This is a genomic window from Pseudoalteromonas sp. SG41-1 (genome assembly GCF_014164575.1).
GTDB lineage: Bacteria > Pseudomonadota > Gammaproteobacteria > Enterobacterales > Alteromonadaceae > Pseudoalteromonas > Pseudoalteromonas rhizosphaerae.
Genome location: NZ_JACJFL010000051.1, coordinates 1 through 19,473, shown reverse-complemented (window position 1 = coordinate 19,473; position 19,473 = coordinate 1). Strand labels below are relative to the sequence as shown.

19 protein-coding genes are annotated in these 19,473 nt (G+C 39.9%); 13 read left to right on the top strand and 6 right to left on the bottom strand.

What is annotated here, in order from left to right:
• Window positions 1-91: 91 nt before the first annotated feature.
• The 8 genes from H5203_RS19480 (at window position 92) to H5203_RS19445 (ending at window position 5,535) form a co-directional block, all read left to right on the top strand.
• Window positions 92-562 carry an outer membrane lipoprotein-sorting protein gene (locus H5203_RS19480; protein WP_145234659.1) on the top strand — a complete coding sequence of 157 codons (471 nt, stop codon included), beginning with the start codon at window positions 92-94 and terminating at the stop codon, window positions 560-562.
• Between the two features lie 175 nt (window positions 563-737).
• Entirely contained in the window at window positions 738-1,697 is a 960-nt protein-coding gene (dusA, locus tag H5203_RS19475) for a tRNA dihydrouridine(20/20a) synthase DusA (RefSeq protein ID WP_220495331.1), read from the top strand.
• Window positions 1,698-1,932: 235 nt separating this feature from the next.
• Complete coding sequence (locus H5203_RS19470; RefSeq protein WP_182735668.1) at window positions 1,933-2,604, top strand: PspA/IM30 family protein; 672 nt, start codon at window positions 1,933-1,935, stop codon at window positions 2,602-2,604.
• Between the two features lie 11 nt (window positions 2,605-2,615).
• Complete coding sequence (locus tag H5203_RS19465; protein WP_145234665.1) at window positions 2,616-2,822, top strand: PspC domain-containing protein; 207 nt, start codon at window positions 2,616-2,618, stop codon at window positions 2,820-2,822.
• 9 nt (window positions 2,823-2,831) lie between these two features.
• Window positions 2,832-3,155, top strand: a complete 324-nt coding sequence (locus tag H5203_RS19460) for a hypothetical protein (protein WP_145234667.1) — start codon at window positions 2,832-2,834, stop codon at window positions 3,153-3,155.
• Window positions 3,156-3,256: 101 nt separating this feature from the next.
• Window positions 3,257-3,775, top strand: coding sequence for a copper chaperone PCu(A)C (locus H5203_RS19455; protein ID WP_182732596.1), 519 nt, complete (start codon window positions 3,257-3,259; stop codon window positions 3,773-3,775).
• A gap of 8 nt (window positions 3,776-3,783) precedes the next feature.
• Window positions 3,784-4,770 carry a DUF2333 family protein gene (locus tag H5203_RS19450; RefSeq protein WP_145234671.1) on the top strand — a complete coding sequence of 329 codons (987 nt, stop codon included), beginning with the start codon at window positions 3,784-3,786 and terminating at the stop codon, window positions 4,768-4,770.
• Window positions 4,771-4,773: 3 nt separating this feature from the next.
• Window positions 4,774-5,535 (top strand): TIGR04219 family outer membrane beta-barrel protein, encoded by a 762-nt coding sequence (locus tag H5203_RS19445; protein WP_145234674.1) that lies wholly within the window; start codon window positions 4,774-4,776, stop codon window positions 5,533-5,535.
• Window positions 5,536-5,559: 24 nt separating this feature from the next.
• Here the strand turns inward: H5203_RS19445 and H5203_RS19440 are convergent, their stop codons facing one another.
• Window positions 5,560-6,447: a TIGR03899 family protein gene (locus H5203_RS19440; RefSeq protein WP_145234676.1), complete on the bottom strand. Its 888-nt coding sequence runs from the start codon at window positions 6,445-6,447 to the stop codon at window positions 5,560-5,562.
• The gene (locus H5203_RS19435) at window positions 6,416-6,946 is read right to left on the bottom strand and encodes an SRPBCC family protein (protein ID WP_182820153.1); all 531 of its coding nucleotides are present in this window, start codon (window positions 6,944-6,946) and stop codon (window positions 6,416-6,418) included. The genes H5203_RS19440 and H5203_RS19435 overlap by 32 nt, the downstream gene beginning before the upstream one ends.
• Before the next feature lie 240 nt (window positions 6,947-7,186).
• On the opposite strand from H5203_RS19435, the gene H5203_RS19430 reads away from it, so the two are divergent.
• Both H5203_RS19430 and H5203_RS19425 read left to right on the top strand, forming a co-directional pair.
• A complete protein-coding gene (locus H5203_RS19430; RefSeq protein WP_182732595.1) occupies window positions 7,187-9,382 on the top strand; it encodes an EAL domain-containing protein in 2,196 nt (731 codons plus the stop codon).
• Between the two features lie 94 nt (window positions 9,383-9,476).
• A complete protein-coding gene (locus H5203_RS19425) occupies window positions 9,477-11,651 on the top strand; it encodes a YgiQ family radical SAM protein (protein WP_145234682.1) in 2,175 nt (724 codons plus the stop codon).
• Between the two features lie 67 nt (window positions 11,652-11,718).
• On the opposite strand, the gene H5203_RS19420 is transcribed toward H5203_RS19425, so the two are convergent.
• From H5203_RS19420 to coaBC, 3 genes are all read right to left on the bottom strand, one after another.
• The gene (locus H5203_RS19420) at window positions 11,719-14,493 is read right to left on the bottom strand and encodes a S9 family peptidase (protein WP_182820152.1); all 2,775 of its coding nucleotides are present in this window, start codon (window positions 14,491-14,493) and stop codon (window positions 11,719-11,721) included.
• Window positions 14,494-14,664: 171 nt separating this feature from the next.
• Complete coding sequence (gene slmA, locus H5203_RS19415) at window positions 14,665-15,252, bottom strand: nucleoid occlusion factor SlmA (RefSeq protein WP_145234700.1); 588 nt, start codon at window positions 15,250-15,252, stop codon at window positions 14,665-14,667.
• Window positions 15,253-15,367: 115 nt separating this feature from the next.
• Window positions 15,368-16,585, bottom strand: a complete 1,218-nt coding sequence (coaBC, locus tag H5203_RS19410; protein ID WP_404936454.1) for a bifunctional phosphopantothenoylcysteine decarboxylase/phosphopantothenate--cysteine ligase CoaBC — start codon at window positions 16,583-16,585, stop codon at window positions 15,368-15,370.
• A 153-nt stretch (window positions 16,586-16,738) separates the two neighbouring features.
• Between coaBC and radC the strand changes: the two genes are divergently transcribed.
• The 3 genes from radC to rpmG all read left to right on the top strand — a co-directional run bounded on the left by radC (window position 16,739) and on the right by rpmG (window position 18,094).
• Window positions 16,739-17,413, top strand: a complete 675-nt coding sequence (radC, locus tag H5203_RS19405; protein ID WP_145234702.1) for a DNA repair protein RadC — start codon at window positions 16,739-16,741, stop codon at window positions 17,411-17,413.
• 277 nt (window positions 17,414-17,690) lie between these two features.
• Window positions 17,691-17,927 (top strand): 50S ribosomal protein L28, encoded by a 237-nt coding sequence (gene rpmB, locus H5203_RS19400; RefSeq protein WP_004335549.1) that lies wholly within the window; start codon window positions 17,691-17,693, stop codon window positions 17,925-17,927.
• Window positions 17,928-17,938: 11 nt separating this feature from the next.
• The gene (gene rpmG / locus H5203_RS19395) at window positions 17,939-18,094 is read left to right on the top strand and encodes a 50S ribosomal protein L33 (RefSeq protein WP_004335545.1); all 156 of its coding nucleotides are present in this window, start codon (window positions 17,939-17,941) and stop codon (window positions 18,092-18,094) included.
• An 88-nt stretch (window positions 18,095-18,182) separates the two neighbouring features.
• Here the strand turns inward: rpmG and H5203_RS19390 are convergent, their stop codons facing one another.
• Window positions 18,183-19,301, bottom strand: a complete 1,119-nt coding sequence (locus H5203_RS19390; RefSeq protein WP_182732593.1) for a diguanylate cyclase — start codon at window positions 19,299-19,301, stop codon at window positions 18,183-18,185.
• Window positions 19,302-19,473 lie beyond the last annotated feature (172 nt).

Below are 19,473 nucleotides of genomic sequence, written 5' to 3'. Positions count from 1 at the left end.
CTGTTAAATAGCTATTGTCATATAAAATTTTGAATTGTTGCTTAGAATTATCTAGATTAAATATAACGTAATAAAATTTAAGGAATGAAAAATGTTATTAAAAAAGATTATTTTATGCGGTTTTCTTGTTTTGGGATTAACGGCTTGCGTTGAACCGCCTCAAAGCGAAATGAAGGTTATTCAAGTTACTGACTATGATTTTAGCCATAATGACAATCATGCTGTTACCGTATATTTCGGTCATACGGGAGGAGATCATTACACCGTTACTTTATTACGAGACGAAATTAAAGAGGGAGTGTTTATTGAATCTTCCGCTAAAAATGCGCCTAATTTAGTGTTTGATGCCAGTTGGGCTGGTGAATATTATGTGCAGTCAGCTAAGCATGATACTCATTCATCTTTAAAAATACTTGAGCTAAATAGCGAAGCTAAAGTTGCTAAATTTGAAGTCGCAGCACGTTTGGTTAACCCCAAGCAAAAAAATGATTATATAAGCTTAGAAAAAACCACCATTACAGTGCAAGGCCAGCAATTTGATAATCTAACAAAATCGTTTTAAGTATATTATCTAAAGCGCAGCATACATTTTTGTTGCTGCGTTAAACAACTCAATCTCTGCTACCGACAAACAACAACTTGCTTACGATTGAAGCTCGGCTTTGATTTGTGTAAAATATAGTGCCTTCCAATGAGGGAATAACCCTTATACTTATATATCATCTGAGGATTTTACTTTGAATAGACGTTTTTCTGTGGCCCCGATGCTCGATTGGACAGACCGCCATTGCCGTACTTTTCATCGTAAAATGACCAAGCATGCGGTGCTTTACACCGAAATGGTAACAACCGGTGCGATTTTATTTGGGCGAGGTGATTATCTACACTTTAATACACATGAAAACCCCGTTGCTTTGCAATTAGGTGGCTCTGATCCTGAAGCTTTGGCAAAGTGTGCAAAACTGGCTGCTGAACGTGGTTATGATGAAGTAAACCTGAATGTTGGTTGCCCTTCGGATCGAGTGCAAAATGGCCGCTTTGGTGCGTGTTTAATGGGCGAGCCGCAGCTTGTTGCTGATTGTATTGCAGCAATGAAGGCGGAGGTTACTATTCCTGTTACGGTGAAAACACGCATTGGTATTGATGAGCAGGATTCATATGAGTTTTTATGTGCGCTGATCGAAGCGAGTCATAAGGTTGGCTGTGATGACTTTATTATTCACGCTCGTAAAGCATGGCTAAAGGGATTAAGTCCGAAAGAAAACCGTGAAGTTCCACCGCTTGATTATCCGCGTGTTTATCAACTGAAAAAAGATTACCCACAACTTGATTTAAGCTTAAATGGTGGGGTTAATACCATCGCTGATAGTCTTGTTCATTTAGCGCATCTTGATGGCGTTATGATCGGTCGTGAAGCGTATAGTAATCCATTTATATTAAGTGAAGTGGACGAGAAAATTTACGGTGATACTGCGTGTACATTATCCCGTCATGACGTGGTGCGTTCAATGTATGGTTATATTGAAGATGAAATGCGCCAAGGCGCTAACTTTTGGCATATAGCTCGCCATATGTTGGGTATTTTCCAAGGCCAACCAGGGGCGCGAGGATTTAGACGTCATTTATCTGAAAACGGCCATGGTAAGCAAGCCGATTTATCAGTGATGGATAAAGCATTAAGTTTTGTGCCTGAATAGCTGAAATTTTAATCTTGAAAGCCACTTTTTAGTGGCTTTTTTTGATCCTAAAATTTAGTCAAAATATCACTTTTTTAGTTAATTTAACGTATTTTAATTCAGCTAAACGTCACTTTTAAATTGATGTTATCTTTCTATCCTATTGTTATTTATTGTTTTAGTTGTTTTTCTAACGACATGGCATAAGTCTTGGAATCTCCTTGGTGTAATCACCCATAATCAACAGGAGAAAATCATGGGCCTAATGAATCGTGTTAATGATCTAATTCAATCAAACTTGGTCGCTGTGCTTGATAAGGCAGAGGATCCAGCAAAACTACTTAATTTACTTATTATCGAGATGCAACAAGCTCTGAATGAGTGCCGTACTACCGCTGCAGCGATTTTGTGTGAAGAAAAAGCATTGAAACGCCAGCAAAGCGATAAGTTAACATCCATAGCACAATGGCAAGAAAAAGCCGAAATAGCCGTCAGTAAAGGTCGAGATGATTTAGCCACAGCCGCATTAAAAGAAAAGCAGCGTGTAGCCGCTGATATGGCAGCTGTTGAACCTGAGCTCGTTAAATTAACCGATTCAATGGCCAAGTTAGCTGACGATGCACAGCGTTTACAAGACAAACTTAGTGCTGCCAAAGCAAAGCGGCAGAGCTTAACTCAGGTGCATAGTGTTTTAAATGCACGAGTACGAGTTAATCAACAGTTACATAGCGATAAAGTGGCACATGCACTGTCGCGTTTTGATGTGATTGAGCGCCGAGTTGAGTCAATTGAATCACAAGTGGAAGCATACGAAATGGCTGCAGCTAATCAATCAGACACGGCAATGCAAATTGATGCGCTTGTTAAAGACGAAGCCTTGGATAAAGAGCTTGCAGCACTTAAAGCTAAAGTAAAACAGTCGGCTTAGGAGTTATAAAAATGAATACATTTAATAACAATACTCAATGGAGTAAAGATCCATTAAATAAAAAAATATCGGGAGTATGTAGTGGCTTAGCGCGTCGGTTTGACTTTCCGATTTGGGCAACTCGATTAGCAACTATTGTACTGTTTATTCAGTTCCCACTATTTATAGGTGCGGGTTATTTAATTGCACATTGTTGTTTAGACAACAAGGTTTATTAGGAGAGCGCCATGAAAATTATTGCACTGTGTCTGCTAGCAGCATTGTTTATCGCTTCTAGTCCATTTGAGATAATGCAGTTTGACTCATGGCAGCTCCCTTTGTGGATTGCTGACTTGAGTTGGGTTGGCATTGAATTATTTGGTGCATTAGTCGCTGTGGTGGTCGTTATTGCCATTATTGCGCTGGTTAGTGTTGGTTTGATTGGCGCAGGTCTAATAATAGGAGTCGGCGTGATGCTGGCTTTGTTGTTTGGTTCTGTGATGATCGCATGGCCGCTACTGCTGATTGTTTTTCTGTGTTGGTTAGTCGCGGATAATAAAAAGGTCGCATAGCTTGCCACACAGAGGTTACCTTAAATGCTAATTTAGCTGACTATTTTTTCGCAAATATGCTAAATTTAGCACTTAAAGTGATTATTATAACAAGGATCGAAATGACTCTTAAGCCATTACTAACTATCTTCACAGCGGCTTTTTTAGCTGTAGGCCTATACTCTCCAGTGCTATTTGCCCATGCAGAGCATCAACATGATACAGCAAGTGATATTGTAGTTAGCAATGCCCAAGTAAGGATTTTTTTACCTGGCAGTCAATCTAGTGTTGGTTATTTAAAGCTTGTTAATCATGGTGATGCAGCAGTGACATTAACTAAGGCTAGCCTTGAGAGCTTAGGACGAGTTGAAGTACATGAACATCAGCATGTTAATGGTATGATGAAAATGCAAAAAGTAGATGCGTTAGAGATCAAAGCACATCAACAGCTAGATTTTAAACCAGGCAGTTATCATTTAATGGTTTTTGAACCAAAAGAGCCGTTAAAAATAGGGCAAGAGCTCAAACTCACGCTATATTTTAGCAATGGAGATCGTGTATTTACTCAAGCTACCGTGGTTTCATTAGAAAGCCAAGTTGAGCAAGTATCACAATCTGAACAGCACCATACACATCACTAGGAGATTAAATGTCACAACATAAAGGGAAAATTATAGCAGGGCTAATATTAGTTTTTATTTTATTTTATGCCGTATCTGTGTATTGGAGTGTTGAGCCAAGCCGCGTAAATGTGATCACGCAAGCTAAACAGGATGCGCAGCAGCGTGGCGAAAAACTAGTAACAGGTTACACAACAACTACGGCTTTGATTAATGTTGCCAGCACATTATTGAATAAACCTGGTGGCTATTTATCAAATGATGTAATACCTCCGAGTATTCTTATGGATAATATGCCTGCTTGGGAATATGGCGCATTAGAAATGACGCGCGATTTGGCGCTATCAATGCGTAAAGACTTTAGCCGTTCTCAGTCGCAATCGACCGAACATGAAGCTCTAAAAAAAGCCCAGCCCCAATTTAATATTAGTTCAGAAGCATGGGCGTGGCCAAGTGCCGAGAGTGAATACCAAAAAGGCATTGATTTATTAATTGTGTATCGTACTCAAATCGCTGACCAAAACAGCCGTGACAGTCAGTTTTATGCGCGGGCAGATAACCTACGAGGCTGGTTAAAAGAAGCCGAAAAACGCCTTGGTAGTTTAAGTCAGCGGTTAAGTGCCAGTGTTGGTCAAGATCGGTTAAATACTGATTTAGCCGGTGACAAAGAAGCACATCAAGCGACTTATGCACCATTACAAAATCAGATAAAAACCTCTTGGTGGGAAATAGATGACGTGTTTTATGAGTCACGCGGTGCAACTTGGGCTTTATTACATTTTTTGCAAGCGGTAGAATATGACTTTGCTGATGTATTAGAGAAAAAGAATGCACGTGTGAGCTTACAACAAATTATACGTGAGCTTGAAGCAACCCAAGAGACTGTTTGGAGTCCGGTGATTTTAAATGGTAATGGTTTTGGTTTTGTTGCTAATCATTCATTAGTAATGGCAAATTATATTTCACGAGCCAATGCGGCTCTTATTGAACTTAGCGAACTTTTAGCGCAAGGATAACACATGAAAAAGTACTGTTTAGCCGCTGCCCTTTCGATGGCATTTTTGGCTCCAGCGGCTCACGCTGACACCCTTTTAGGTTTATATGTTGGTGTTGATGGCTGGCAATCTGATAATTCAGGTAGCTTTTCAGATAGCGGTAATATGCAAGACTTTAATTTTGAAGATGAAACCTTCATCAGCTACTACGCAGCGCTTGAGCATCCAATTCCATTAGTGCCAAATATAAAGTTAAAGTATACCGAGCTTGAGTTAAATGGCTCAACCTTGCTTAATGAGACGTTTGAGTTTGGTGGTACTTCATTTACAACCAATACCACAGCAACTACGATCAGCGACTTATCACACGTTGATTATATTTTATACTATGAGATATTTGATAATGACTTATTATCTATCGATTTAGGTGTAAATGCTAAGCAGTTTGATGGCGATATTGTTGTTACTGGTACAGCAAATGGTAAAGCAACAACAGAAACTGTGGATTTTTCAGGTTTTGTGCCATTAGTTTATGGTCGTGCTGAAGTAGGCTTACCGTTAACGGGTTTAAGTGTTTTCTTTGAAGGTAGCTTACTTGCTATCGATGATAGTAAAGTACAAGACTACCAAGCGGGTATTGCATGGGCTTTACTTGATAACTTAGCGGTAGATTTAGATATCAAAGCGGGTTACCGTCAAATGACGCTAGAGCTTGATGATATTGATAATCTATATACTAATATTGATGCATCAGGTCCATTTGCAGGCATACAAATTCACTTCTAATTTGTTTGCTTTGGCGTGGTACCGTTATTTAATTGCGTGCCACGCTACTTCAAACTCTTCCTCAAGTGCACTGCTTAACAATTGCTTATAAGCCTTATTAACTGGCGTGTTAATCAATTTTCTAAGTTCATCACCCGTTTGCGTAAATTTATAGTAACTGAGCACTAAATCGTTATTTTTTGGTTTGAGTACGACCCGTTGGGTTAAAAATGTCAGATTCATTTCTTGGCCAGCCTTAAGCGCTGCAGATTCAATTTCTTTACGGTAGATTAGGCCAATATCCATCAAAGTTAATACATCAGGAAAACTGATCCCAGCTTTACCTAAGTTAAACGATACTTTATTGCCTTTGCGTAGCAAATCAAATAGCGAAGGTTTTTTATAAAAGCCTAATAAAATTAAATGGCTATTATCTTTTTCATTATAGCCACAAATTGCGGTACATTTTTGTAGTGCATCCGCTTCGCGCTGGGTCATCTGCTTAAGTGTTTGTAAGCTTTTAATTGAAAATGTTCCCGGTGATACAGTTTCTCCCGCTAAAATTTTTGCCCACAGTTTTTGCATTGATTCGTTTGAAGTATCTTCACATAGTGCAATAAAGCGTTCGACCCAATCACTGTCAGGTTGCCCTTTACTAGTTACGTCGGGGCAAAAATCCATAGCCATAGCCATAATCGCTTCAATATTTTGTTGTTGTTTGATAAGTAGTAATTGTTGGCGATGTTGGGCTCTATTGAGCGTTGAGTTATCACTATTGACTTGATAGGGCAGTTTACTTTGCCCTTGTGGACCATAACTATCATCACTGGCACTGGTAAGGCGAGTCGAACTGGTTTTACTCATCGAGTAACCTAGTTTAATTTCAATTATATGAGCAAGGTTAATTTTTGCTTGGGCTGTTTGAATCGTCATCGATCTTCTCGCTGTGTGTTGCTGTTTGCAGCTGCGCAGTAGTTTTTAAATTATTAAGTCCAAGTTTCACCGTATTTGCCAAAATATATTGGCTAAATAGCGCCAAATAGCCACCTAGAATCGAAGTAGTAACTTCGCCATCTAGTGAGCATGTTACTTGATTTCCATTAGCTAGAGGTGAAAAAGAGATCACACCTTTAATAATATGTTCTTCATTAAAGAGAATATTAAAATTGATTTTAGTGCTGCTTATATTGGTAATCGTCATTTCACCTACTCCCCAGCTACTTTGCCAAAACTGATGAGCACCCACGCCAGAACTAGGCTCTCCAATAGTGAAAACAATACTTGGATCTACTTTTTGCCAAGGTGACCAGCTAGTCCACTTGGTAAAATCACTAAGCAACGGGGTGATACCTGTTTGCGGAGCATGAATTTTAATGCTCTTTTGGACTTGGTATTGTTGTGGTAATAGCAGTCCAATTACCAGTAAAATCAAAGTAATCAGAAAAATAAATTTAGTAATTCTGGGTAAAATATTAATGGCTGTTCCTTAAATTATAAATTCTACTATCGCACAGCAAGGTGCTGAATATCGACTATAATCTGTAAACCAATATTCATTAATCATCGACATTAATACTGTATCATAAGTTAAATAGTGATAACTTATTAGTCAATAATGAATTGTCTTAATATTAAATGATGGCGCGCAATATTTGAATTTAAAGGATTTGGAATGACGTCAGAACACAATGATTTTTTGTTTTTCAACCATGAAGACGAGCCTCATGAAGAAGTTGCGCCCAAAGATTACTGGGATGTTCTGATTGTTGATGATGATCCTGAAATTCACACTGTAACAGAACTAGCGCTCTCAGGCGTTGAGTTTTGGGGAAGAACACTGCGTTTTCATCATGCTTATTCTGGCGCTGAAGCAGTTGAAGTGTTAGCTAATACTAATAATGTGTCGGTATTACTGTTAGATGTAGTCATGGAATCCGATGATGCAGGCTTAAAAGTAGTTAAAGAGGTACGCGATACGCTGAAAAACCATAACGTACGAATTATCTTACGAACGGGTCAGCCCGGATATGCGCCTGAAGAGCGAGTGATCCGAGAATATGATATCAATGATTATAAAACTAAAACCGAACTTACCCGCAGTAAGCTAGTTACCTCGTTAGTTACAGCTATTCGCTCATACGAACAAGTTTGCCAACTTGAATATCAAAGCAAAGCGTTAAATAATATTCTGTTAGCCTCAAAGGCTATTTTAGGTTTTACCGACATTAAAGCATTTACTATGGCGGTGATTAAGCAGCTCTCGGTAATTTTAGATTGTGCGCCAAGGGGGGTTGTGTGTGGCAGTCTGGATGATAGCTATCAGGTTCAAGTGTTGGGTGGTTGTGCTGAGTTTAGTGCTTTTATTGGCCAAGGTGTAGAACAACTTGATGATGGGCGGATTATTTTGCAAGTGCAAAATTGTTTTGAGTTTGGCGAACATCAGCACACTGAGCACGACACTACGTTTTTATTGAAAAGTAAAAATCGTCAGGCTGCTATTTACTTAGAGTACGTTAGCCAACCAAGCTTAACACAATTGCAATTTGCTGAAATTTTCTTAACAAACGTCAGTGTAGGCTTAGATAACGTCAGACTTTTTAATAAACTCAGAGATGCAGCCTACAAAGATGTGTTAACAGGTCTTGCCAATAGAACTGATTTTATTGAACAAATTGAAAAGTATCATCGGTTAAATAGTAACGAGTATATATTTATTCTAATTGATGTCGCACATTTCTCAGACATCAACAATGGCCTGGGTCAAGAGGTGGGTAATCACTTGCTTACTTCAATCGTTGAACGGCTCAAGCAAGAATACCCAAACGCTAAATTACTGTCACGGATTGGTGCAGATGTATTTGGTTTTTTAATTGAGCGCGATGGATTTGATTTAAACGAATTAAGTGAAAATTTAAGTTTGCCGTTTGCAGCAGCAGAGCATTTGTTACCGGTTAATTTTAAAATTGGTTTGTGCGAGCAACAGGACTTTCAAACCACAGGTATTGAAACACTTAAGCTTGCGTATATCGCACTCAATCACGCTAAAAAAGGTAATCAGGGGAATGCTGTTTGTTACACTCCCGATATGGAAGAGCAAATGGCTTGGCGATTAGGGATTATTCGCCAGCTTCGCCAAGACTTTGAAAATAATAAATTGGAAGTCTGGTATCAACCGCAATTGGCGTTTAGTGATTTGTCATTAAAAGGCTGCGAAGCATTACTACGTTGGCCGTCGGGACAAGGTAACTATATTTCCCCCGCGGTTTTTGTGCCACTTGCTGAAGATGCAGGGCTAATTGTTGAGATTGGTCAATGGGTATTGGATCAGGCTTGTCAGCAGCAAAAACGTCTTGAGGCTCAAGGTGTTGAAATTTGTATTGCGGTCAATGTGTCGGTACCGCAATTTAAGGTTAAAGGCTACGCACAACAAGTCAAAGATACTTTGCGAAAATATCAGGTCAACCCAAAAAATATTGAATTAGAAGTTACCGAAAGTGTGGTGATGGATGATCTCTCGATGGTGATTGAAACACTGCAAGATCTAAAAGAGTTTGGTATTGAAGTGGCGATAGATGATTTTGGCACTGGTTTTTCATCACTGAGTTATTTGCAAAAGTTACCGTTGGATAGGTTGAAAATAGATCGTGCATTTGTCAAAGACTTACCCGAAAAAGACAGCGGCGCAATTGCCAAGCTGGTTATAGCTCTTGGCGCGCAGCTCGGATTAAAAACGATTGCAGAAGGTGTTGAAACACAAGCACAAGCTGATTTTCTTAAGCAATTGGGTTGTGATGAAGTGCAAGGTTTTATGTACGCTAAACCGATGCCTGAAGTTGAGCTTATTCAATATATTGAAAGTAAAAAATAATATTATGTTTGATGCCAGTGTAAATAGCTAATATCGCTTGGTGATTAATTCGGGTATACTTTGCGACCTTTTTTAAAGCAATTGGTTACTTTATATGAGCGCACTTAAAGCCAAGCGAGCGTTATTCTCATACCCTAAATATTGGGCTGAGTGTTACGGCACAGCACCATTTTTACCAACTACACGCGAAGAGATGGATGCCCTTGGCTGGGATAGCTGCGATATCATCATTATCAGTGGTGATGCTTATGTAGATCACCCTAGCTTTGGTATGGCGGTAATTGGTCGTGTACTTGAAGCACAAGGTTTTAGGGTCGGTATTATCGCTCAGCCAGAATGGGATTCGAAAGATGCCTTTATGGCACTTGGTAAGCCTAACTTATTTTTTGGTGTGACTGCCGGTAACATGGACTCGATGATCAACCGCTATACGGCTGAAAAGCGTATGCGCCATGATGATGCCTACACGCCCGGTAATGTGGGTGGCAAGCGTCCTGATCGTGCGGTGATGATTTACTCACAACGATGCCGCGAAGCCTACAAAGGTGTGCCAATTGTAATAGGTGGTATCGAAGCCAGCTTACGTCGAATTGCCCATTATGATTACTGGCAAGAAAAAGTTCGCCGTAGTATTTTATTTGATGCCAAAGCCGATATTCTTATTTACGGTAATGCTGAGCGACCATTAATAGAAGTTGCTCATCGTATTGCCGCCGGCGAAACGATGGATACCATTCAAGATATCCGTGGTACGGCGGTTATTCGTAAAGAGCCATTACCGGGCTGGCGTGGTAGTGATTCTACCGCGATTGATAAAATTGGTAAAATTGACCCAATTCCAAACCCATATGGTGCAGATGATGTGGGTTGTAGCAAAAGCGAATTTAAAAAAGCGGGTATTGATTTACAAGCTGAAGCGGCAAAACCAATTACCATTCAGCCAGCGCGTCCTAAACCTTGGGAAAAAACCTACGTTAAGCTACCTGCGTTTGAGCAAGTGAGTGTTAATAAACCACTGTACGCTCATGCATCACGTATTTTACATCAAGAAACGAACCCAGGTTGTGCTCGAGCGTTATTCCAACGCCATGGCGATCGCTCTATTTGGGTTAACCCACCTGCGTATCCGCTTGAAACACATGAAATGGATGCGGTGTTTGGATTGCCTTATCAGCGAGTTCCGCATCCAAGTTATGGTACTGCAAAAATCCCCGCTTACGACATGATCAAAACCTCAGTTAATATTATGCGAGGTTGTTTTGGTGGCTGTAGTTTCTGTTCAATTACTGAGCATGAAGGACGGATAATTCAAAGTCGTTCACAAGAATCGATTATTGAAGAAATCGAACAAATTCGTGACAAAGTACCAGGGTTTACTGGGGTTATTTCGGACCTTGGTGGGCCAACTGCTAACATGTATAAACTGCGTTGTAAGAGCAAAAAAGCTGAGAGTACCTGCCGACGTTTATCATGTGTATATCCTGATATTTGTAAGCATATGGATACCGACCATACACCGACTATCGAGTTGTATAAAAAGGCCCGTGAAGTTAAGGGGATTAAAAAAATCCTAATAGCCTCTGGTGTTCGCTACGATTTAGCTGTGCAAGACCCTCGTTACGTCAAAGAACTCGTAACCCATCATGTTGGTGGTTATTTAAAGATAGCGCCTGAGCATACCGAAGACGGGCCATTATCTAAGATGATGAAACCAGGCATGGGCGCATATGATCAGTTTAAAGAGCTTTTTGATAAATACTCAAAAGAAGCAGGGAAAAAGCAGTACCTGATCCCTTATTTTATTTCTGCGCATCCTGGCACTAAAGACGAAGACATGGTGAACATGGCGTTGTGGTTAAAGTCGAATGATTTTAAACTAGATCAAGTGCAAAATTTTTATCCGTCACCAATGGCTAATGCCACCACGATTTATCACACTGGGATGAACTCGCTGCGTAATATTAAAAATAATACTGAGCAAGTACCGGTGCCAAAAGGCGCGCGTCAACGTCGTTTACATAAAGCGATATTGCGTTATCACGACCCAGCAGGTTGGCCGATGATCCGTGAAGCACTGCGTAGTATGGGCAAAGCCAAGTTGATTGGTAAAGGTCCAAACTGCTTAGTGCCAGAAGAAACCCGTGACGAAAAATCGCTTAAAGCAGGTAAAGGCGGGCGTCCAGCGCTTAGCCGCCACACCGGCTTTAGCCAGTTTAAAAAAGCCAATACCAAACCTAAGGTTGGCGGTAATCGTCAGCGGGCTAGGTAATTTTCGGTAAATAAAAAACGCCCAGCATTTGCTGGGCGTTTTAATTTATAGTTGTTTATTCTTCAGCTTATTCTTCAATGAAAGCTTCGCCTTCGGTCATCCACTTAGCGGCAGGCTTGCCTTTTAAGTAGTGATCAAAGTACTGCATCATCCGAATTGAAAAATCCACTTGGTTAGGGAATTTCTTTAAGTGGTGTGGTTCACCTTCATACTGCAAAAACGTCGCATCTTTGCCTGCACGGCGCAGCGCTAAATAATACTGTACGCCTTCGTGCCATGGTACAGCATCATCTTTATCGCCAAACATAATTAAGATTGGTGTATTTACTTTATCAGCGAAGAATACCGGTGAGTTTTCGATGTAAAGCTCTGGCGCTTCAAACAAGGTTTTACCAATACGGCTTTGCCCAGTTTCATATTGGAACTGACGCGCTAATCCTGATTTTAAGCGAATACCGCTGTAAGCGCTGGTCATGTTTGATACGGGCGCACCCGATACTACCGCTTTGAACATATCAGTTTGGGTGATCATAAAGGCACTTTGATAGCCCGCCCATGAATGCCCTTGTAAGCCAATTTTATCAGGGTCAGCGATACCTAAATCAATCAGCTTTTGGGTGGCGTTGATCATGGTTTGCGTTGATGATTTACCAGGGTGACCAATTTCAAAGCGAATATCAGGTAAGAAAATCGCGTAACCGTTCGAAGTAAACATTGGGAAGTTAGGGCGGTGGTTTAATTCCATTTTAGGGAAATCAAACATGCGTTGACTCATATAACGGTAAAAATACACCACCACTGGCACTTTATCGCCCTTTTTATAGCCTGCAGGCTTTATCAATACGCCTTGCAAGTCTTCGCCATCGAAGCCTTTATAGCTAATTAGCTCCGGTTTTTGCCCCCACGCAAAGTCGTTAACTTGTGGGTTTAAGTTAGTAACGCGTTGTGGCTTTTTAAAGCTAAAATCAGTTTGATAAAAATCAGGGAACTGCTGATAAGTTTGCTCAGTGAATAGGTATTTATCGGCATTTTTAGCTTTTTTTACCACGTCAAAACGTTTTTTACCGCTTAATACTTTGCTGATCGAGTTATCAGCAAGATTGAATTTTGCTATTTCAGTTTGCTTTTGCTGTAAGTTTGTAGCACTTAGCAACAATGTATCTTCTTTTTTAAAGCCAACTTGGTCTTTATCAAGTTTGATGACTCGATATTGCGTGTTGTTTTCTTTGCCTTGTGTAAGGCGTGTGGCTTTGAGGGTTTTAACGTCAAATGCCCAGATATCGTATTTGCTATATACCAGCACTTGGCTACTATCAGTTAACCAACCGGCAAAACCATAACCCGGTTGAGTTGAAGGGTAATCGTGCTGATCATCAGCGAACGTTGCTTTAATCGCTGTTGTTAAGATACTGACTTTATTGTTACCTAAGTCTTTGAGTTGCACTTGGCTATTTTCAAAGTAAGCTGCAAATTGTCCACTGGGTGATAGGCTAGGCCTAAACGGGTAATCACTGATAATTGCTTTACGCTCACCATTTTGCACATTGACTGCATAGTAGTCAGCAAAAAAACCGCCATACATAATACGTTTAAGATAGGGTAAATTTGAAGAACCAAGTAACGCAGTGCGATTATTGGTATTGAGTGCCACATCTGGCATGTCAGTGTTACTTAGTTGCGCAACTTGTTTGCCATTAAGATGGTAAACGGCTTGATAATGACGATTTTTATTGCTCTCGTTCCATTGCAGCTCTTCGCGGGGTTTAATTTCGGCATCGTTGTTATGCCAAACGTGAAGGCCTTTTTGGTCGCGTATCGTATCGTAATCAAATAACGAGGCTTTATCTGTGTATTTCTTTTCTTTAATTTTTTCCGCTAACTTAGGGTGATTTTCAAAGTACAGGCGTTCACCGTCTTCAGACCAGCTCAATTTTGCTGTTTTACCAATAGTCCAATCTTTTTCAGGGGAAGCAATATTTGTAAGCTGTTCGTTTTGCCACAGTTTTAGCTGATGATCGCGACGGCGCATATCGTCATTTACATAATTACCCAGTGTAAATGCGGCAATATTCTTAGTTGGATGCCATACTATTTTGTTTGCCACCACGCCTGGTTCATCAATTAATACACTCGTATCAAATGTTTGGTTTAATGTAATTAATGCTACTTGGTTATCGTTACCGTCAGGATAGCTTTGGCTGACCAGCAGCTCGCTGCCAAATGTATTGATTGCGTAACTAAATACGCTATTTACTGTATGAGTTGTTTTATCTTTTAAATTTACAACAATGAGCTCAAATGCTTTGTCTTTCTTATCTGGTTTGATTTCACTGGTTTTAGCGGTGTTTTTTGTGTCATCAATATCTTTATTATCAGCGTCTTTATCTGCTTTTTCATCAAAGCGATAAGCTAACCAGTTACCATCATCAGAGAGCTGGTAATCTTTTACGTTCTCAAAAACGTGTTGTTCCCCCGTTATTGTATTAACGAGTACTAGATTGTTTTTTAAGGTGTCTTTCTTTTTTGTGGTTTCTTTTTCAAGCAAAGTAGGGACTTGGGTGAATGCTACCCAGTTAGCTGCTTTGTTGATCTGAGGTTTAGTGCCGCGCTCAATTTCTGCAAGTAATTTATTATTGTTTAAGGTATAGACTTGGCCTGTTGCATCGCCACGGTATGGGGTTGCACTAAAGCTCAGTACTTCACCATTTTCAGATAATTGCGTTGTTTTAGCTGCTTTGAAATCGAATACATCTTTAAATTGTAGCGGCTCTTTTGCTGATGCCGTGGCACTGCCAAGGCTTGCAACCAGTGCTACGCTGAGTAGGGAAAGTTGTGCTTTCATTGTTACTTCTCGTTTTGTTTCATCTGTATCATCATAACGAGTTTGTTCAACAATTCGAGTAGAAACGATAAGCGGTCGAAAATAAAGGTTGAAAGTAACATTTATAAAAAAACCTTGTAGGAAAACCGACAAGGTTGATGATTTTAGGAGCTAGGAGCTAGGAGCTAGGAGTTAAAGCCATATTTTTTGTAATTCTAACCACTGTTTTTCAAATTGCGCGCTAGGTTTTGCTTTAAAGTCACTGCGGACAAATTGGTTCATCTTGCCTTCAATGTAGGCAAGTAAAAAGTTGGCAATGGTTAACTCATCACTTTGAAAGGTTTTACCTTCGCGAAGTTTGCGCTCGCGTAGTACTTGTTTTAGTTGTGTTTCAAGCTTTTCAAACAAGCTTTGTACACGCTCACGCAAGCGTTCTTGCTCACCTTGCAAGGCGTCGCCGGTCAAAATACGAGTGATCCCCGGATTTTTCTCAGCAAATGCCAGTAGTAGCAATAAAATATTATAGATACGGCTTTGAGTTTCTTTTTCGTTTTCAAGAATGAGATTTATGCGCGACAACAAAGTGTCTTCAATAAACTCTATTAAGCCTTCAAACATCCGTGCTTTACTCGGGAAATGACGATAAAGCGCAGCTTCAGAAACGCCTACCTCAGCAGCTAATTTTGCTGTGGTGATACGTTGACCTGGGCTGGTTTCTAACATTTGTGCGAGTGCTTGTAGTATTTGCTCTTTGCGATTACTTCTTTTTGTCGCAGGCATGAACATTCCTTTCTTTATAATTATTTACTTAGCTTTTGGCGGCTACTTATCACTCACTTTTTGAGCAAGCGATAAGGGCTATGTTAATGTTTTATTCAGTTTCTTTCCAGCCTTTTTACAATCGTTTAGCAAGCTCACTCATTACACTCAGTGCTAATGCGCTTTTGGTATCGACGGGCAGTTCTTTTTGTTCATTATGCCAGAACAGTGTTAAAGCATTATGATCTGAATTAAAACCAAGGCCGGTTTGTGATACATCGTTAGCGCAGATCATATCGAGGTTTTTATTGCTGAGTTTGCCTTTCGCATAGCTTGCGACATCTTGAGTTTCTGCGGCAAAGCCAACTGTATATGGGCGACCCTCTGTAAGGCTAGCAACTGCGGCAATTACATCAGGATTTTTAACTAAAGTGAGTGTCAGTTCATCGCCTTGTTTTTTCATTTTTTGCTCGGCAATCGCTGCGGCGCGATAATCGGCAACCGCGGCGCAACCAATAAAAGCATCCGACTTTGGAGCAAAAATAAGCGATTGTTCAAGTAGTTGCTCAGCGGTCTCAATGTTAATTAGGTTAACACCTGGTGGTGGCGCAATTGTTACCGGACCTGAAATCAGGTTAACCGTTGCTCCTAAACTAACTGCCGCATGTGCAAGCCCAAAGCCCATTTTCCCAGAGCTGTGATTTGATATAAAACGCACCGGATCAAGTGGCTCACGAGTTGGCCCTGCGGTGATTGTAATTGTTTTACCAGCTAGTAGTTGCGGTTGCGAAGGTTGCGTGCAAAGTGCCACTAACTGATGTGGTTCAAGCATTCGCCCTGCACCTACATCACCACATGCTTGTTCACCCTTACCTGGGCCCCAAATTGCAATGCCACGCTGTTTTAAAGTTGCTAGGTTAGCTTGAGTTGCTGGGTGGGCATACATTTGTTGATTCATTGCAGGCGCCACTGCTACTTTTGCGGGGGTTGCCAGCAATAGAGTGGTGAGTAAATCATCTGCAATGCCGACTGCCATTTTTGCGATGATATTAGATGTGGCAGGAGCGACTAATATTAAATCAGCCCATTTAGCAAATTCAATATGGCCCATAGCGGCTTCAGCAGATGGATCGAGCAAAGAGTCTGAGACCATTTCACCACTTACGGCCTGCATGGTAAGCGGAGTAATAAAGTGCTTAGCTGACTCAGTCATCACCACTTTTACATCACAACCATGATCTTTTAAACGTCTAACAAGTTCGGCGCATTTGTAGGCGGCAATACCACCGCTGATACCAAGTACAATTTTTTTATTTACTAATTCTGTCGTTAAATTGGTCATTAACTTTGTCATACTCTGATAAAACTGTTTGTCGATATGCGCTAACGATAGCAAATCTTTGCCTTGGGGACGAAGTTTTAATATGGAATTTATTCGCAGTTTTACAGGCGAAATTTTATTTTTGCATTACAGTTAAATTATAAATCATTTTTCAGGGACGAAATAATGCAGCTCACCTCTTTACCAAGTAGCCAGCGACCACGCGAAAAGTTATTGGCGAAAGGGGCTAAGTCGTTAAGTGATGCCGAGTTATTAGCGATATTTTTGCGAACGGGTTTACCGGGCATGAATGTAGTTGAGTTAGCACAACATTTAATGACACAAAATCAAACACTGCATAACTTATTTAATGCATCAATCGATGATTTTTGTGCACAAAAAGGACTGGGCACAGCAAAATTTGTGCAACTTCAAGCAGTACTGGAATTGAGTCGTCGTTATATGATGGAGCAATGTCAGCGCGAAGCGGTATTTAATTCACCGCAATCAGTATATGACTATTTAACGATTGAGCTGCGAGGCTTGCAGCAAGAAGTGTTTATGGTGTTGTATTTAGATAGTCAGAATCGCTTAATTAAAGAAGAAACACTTTTTTATGGCACTATTAATGCGGCATCTGTTTACCCAAGAGAAGTCGTCAAAGCGGCTTTAAAAAATAACGCTGCGGCACTTATTTTGGCTCATAATCATCCATCAGGTATTGCTGAACCAAGCCAAGCTGATAAATTAATTACCGCTAAATTGCAGCAAGCTTTGCAATTAGTCGATATAAATATTTTAGATCACATCGTTGTTGGGGGAGATAATTGTGTTTCGTTTGCAGAACGAGGCTTGATTTAAGCGTATTCAAATCACTAAGCGTGTTAAAAATGAGCGGTTTAGTGCTTATTTGCAAATTAGTTTAATTTAAATGCAGTTTTTACTTTCCCTAAGGGCATTCGATCTTTATAATTAGCCGCTATCAAATTTACACATGAGCTGGTTGGATTAGATCAATCACTTGATCTTTGCCTGTATAAGCTGTATAAAGAGCGCCCTTCGATTTATCCCTGGGGCACAAAATACATAGCCTAGGGGACAAATTAAGCTCGAGCGAAGTTATTGGAGATATATAGACATGTCTAAAGTATGTCAAGTTACAGGTAAGCGTCCTGCGGTTGGTAATCACCGTTCACACGCGAGAAACGCGACTAGACGTCGTTTCCTACCTAACCTACAAACACACCGTTTTTGGGTTGAAAGTGAAAAACGTTTTGTAACATTACGCACTACTACTAAAGGTATGCGTATTATCGATAAAAAAGGCATCGACACGGTTCTTACTGAAATCCGTGCTCGCGGCGTAAAAGTTTAAGGACCTGAGTCATGCGTGATAAGATCCGTTTAGTTTCTACAGCTGGTACTGGTTTTTTCTACACTACCGACAAGAACAAGCGTAACATGCCGGAAAAAATGGAAATCAAAAAGTTTGATCCAAAAATCCGTAAACATGTTCTTTTCAAAGAAGCTAAAATCAAGTAATTTTAGTTTTCTATGAATATCAAAAACCCAGCTTAGGCTGGGTTTTTTGTTTTTCAAATGTGTAGTTTTTCCGTTCTCGAATCACAGATTATTCGTTTATATCATCGTCGACTAATTTTAAAAATGTGTCATAACAGGTAACATGTGCGTTGTTATCGTTGATGCAAACTAAATTTCGGCCGTGATGTTTAGCAAAGTAGAGTGCCTTATCAGCTCGCTCTAATACTTTTAAAACGCTATCATTACTCTTTTGTATAGCGGTTACCCCAAGGCTGATAGTGATAGGCATATTGGCAACTGTATTTGAGCTAATTAAACTCCTTAATTCATTCGCTTGCTTTGCTGCATCCAACAAAGCAGTGTTGAGTAATATTATTACAAACTCTTCACCACCCCAACGGGCGATTAACGCTTGCTCACCTATTTTTTGCTGCAACAGATGAGCAAACTCTTTTAGTACTTTATCGCCAACTAAATGCCCGTGGGTATCATTAATTTTTTTGAAATAGTCTATATCACACATAAGTAAACAATGAGATGCTTGAGAATGCTCGCTTTTAGTTATTAATGCCGATAACTCTGCATCAAATTTTTGTCTGTTATATAACTCAGTCAACTTATCTGTTTCTGCTAACTTTTTAATTTCGTCATTAAGGTTAGATAAGTTTTGATACGCTAACGAACGTGTTTTTTCGTAAAATCTAAAAATTAGAATATGAGCGATACTGACTTCGATAGTGTTAAATAATGATCCTAACCCTATGGTTATTGTTTGTTGTTGCTGTGTATAAATTAAGTATGCACAAATAGAGAATGCAATTGCGCTGATGATGCTTCCCCGTTTTCTGCCTATTAAAAAAAATGCAAAAGGGGGGATAAGCGTAGCCCATAATATTGAGAATGGATTTCCGCCTACCGAAATTATAAATAATATAGCTAAGCTGCTAGCCATTAATGTAACAGCCCATGCGGTTACATTGACGTTGCCAGATTTGTAAAACCAGAAATAAATAGTTAATGAGATAACAAGTCCTAAACAGTCAATTAAGGCAAGGTCTAATTGCTCGAAATAGAAAACATTGAGTACTGTTAAAATGAAAAAGTAAGCCGTTGAAAATAGTAAAAAATGGGCGATTAAACGTGCTCGCCAAAAATCTTTGTGATCCTTTGCAAATTGCGGAGACTTACTGTACCAAAACCCTAACATAAATGAATATTGCCTAATTATTTATGATGTTAAGTATTACTTATTTGCAGAGTCCTGTGTAGCACAAATATTAACTGATAAGTTTTAGGTATAAAAAAACCTTGCAGGAAAAACCCACAAGGTTAATATTTTTAGCACTTAGCACTTAGCACTTAGCACTTAGCACTTAGCA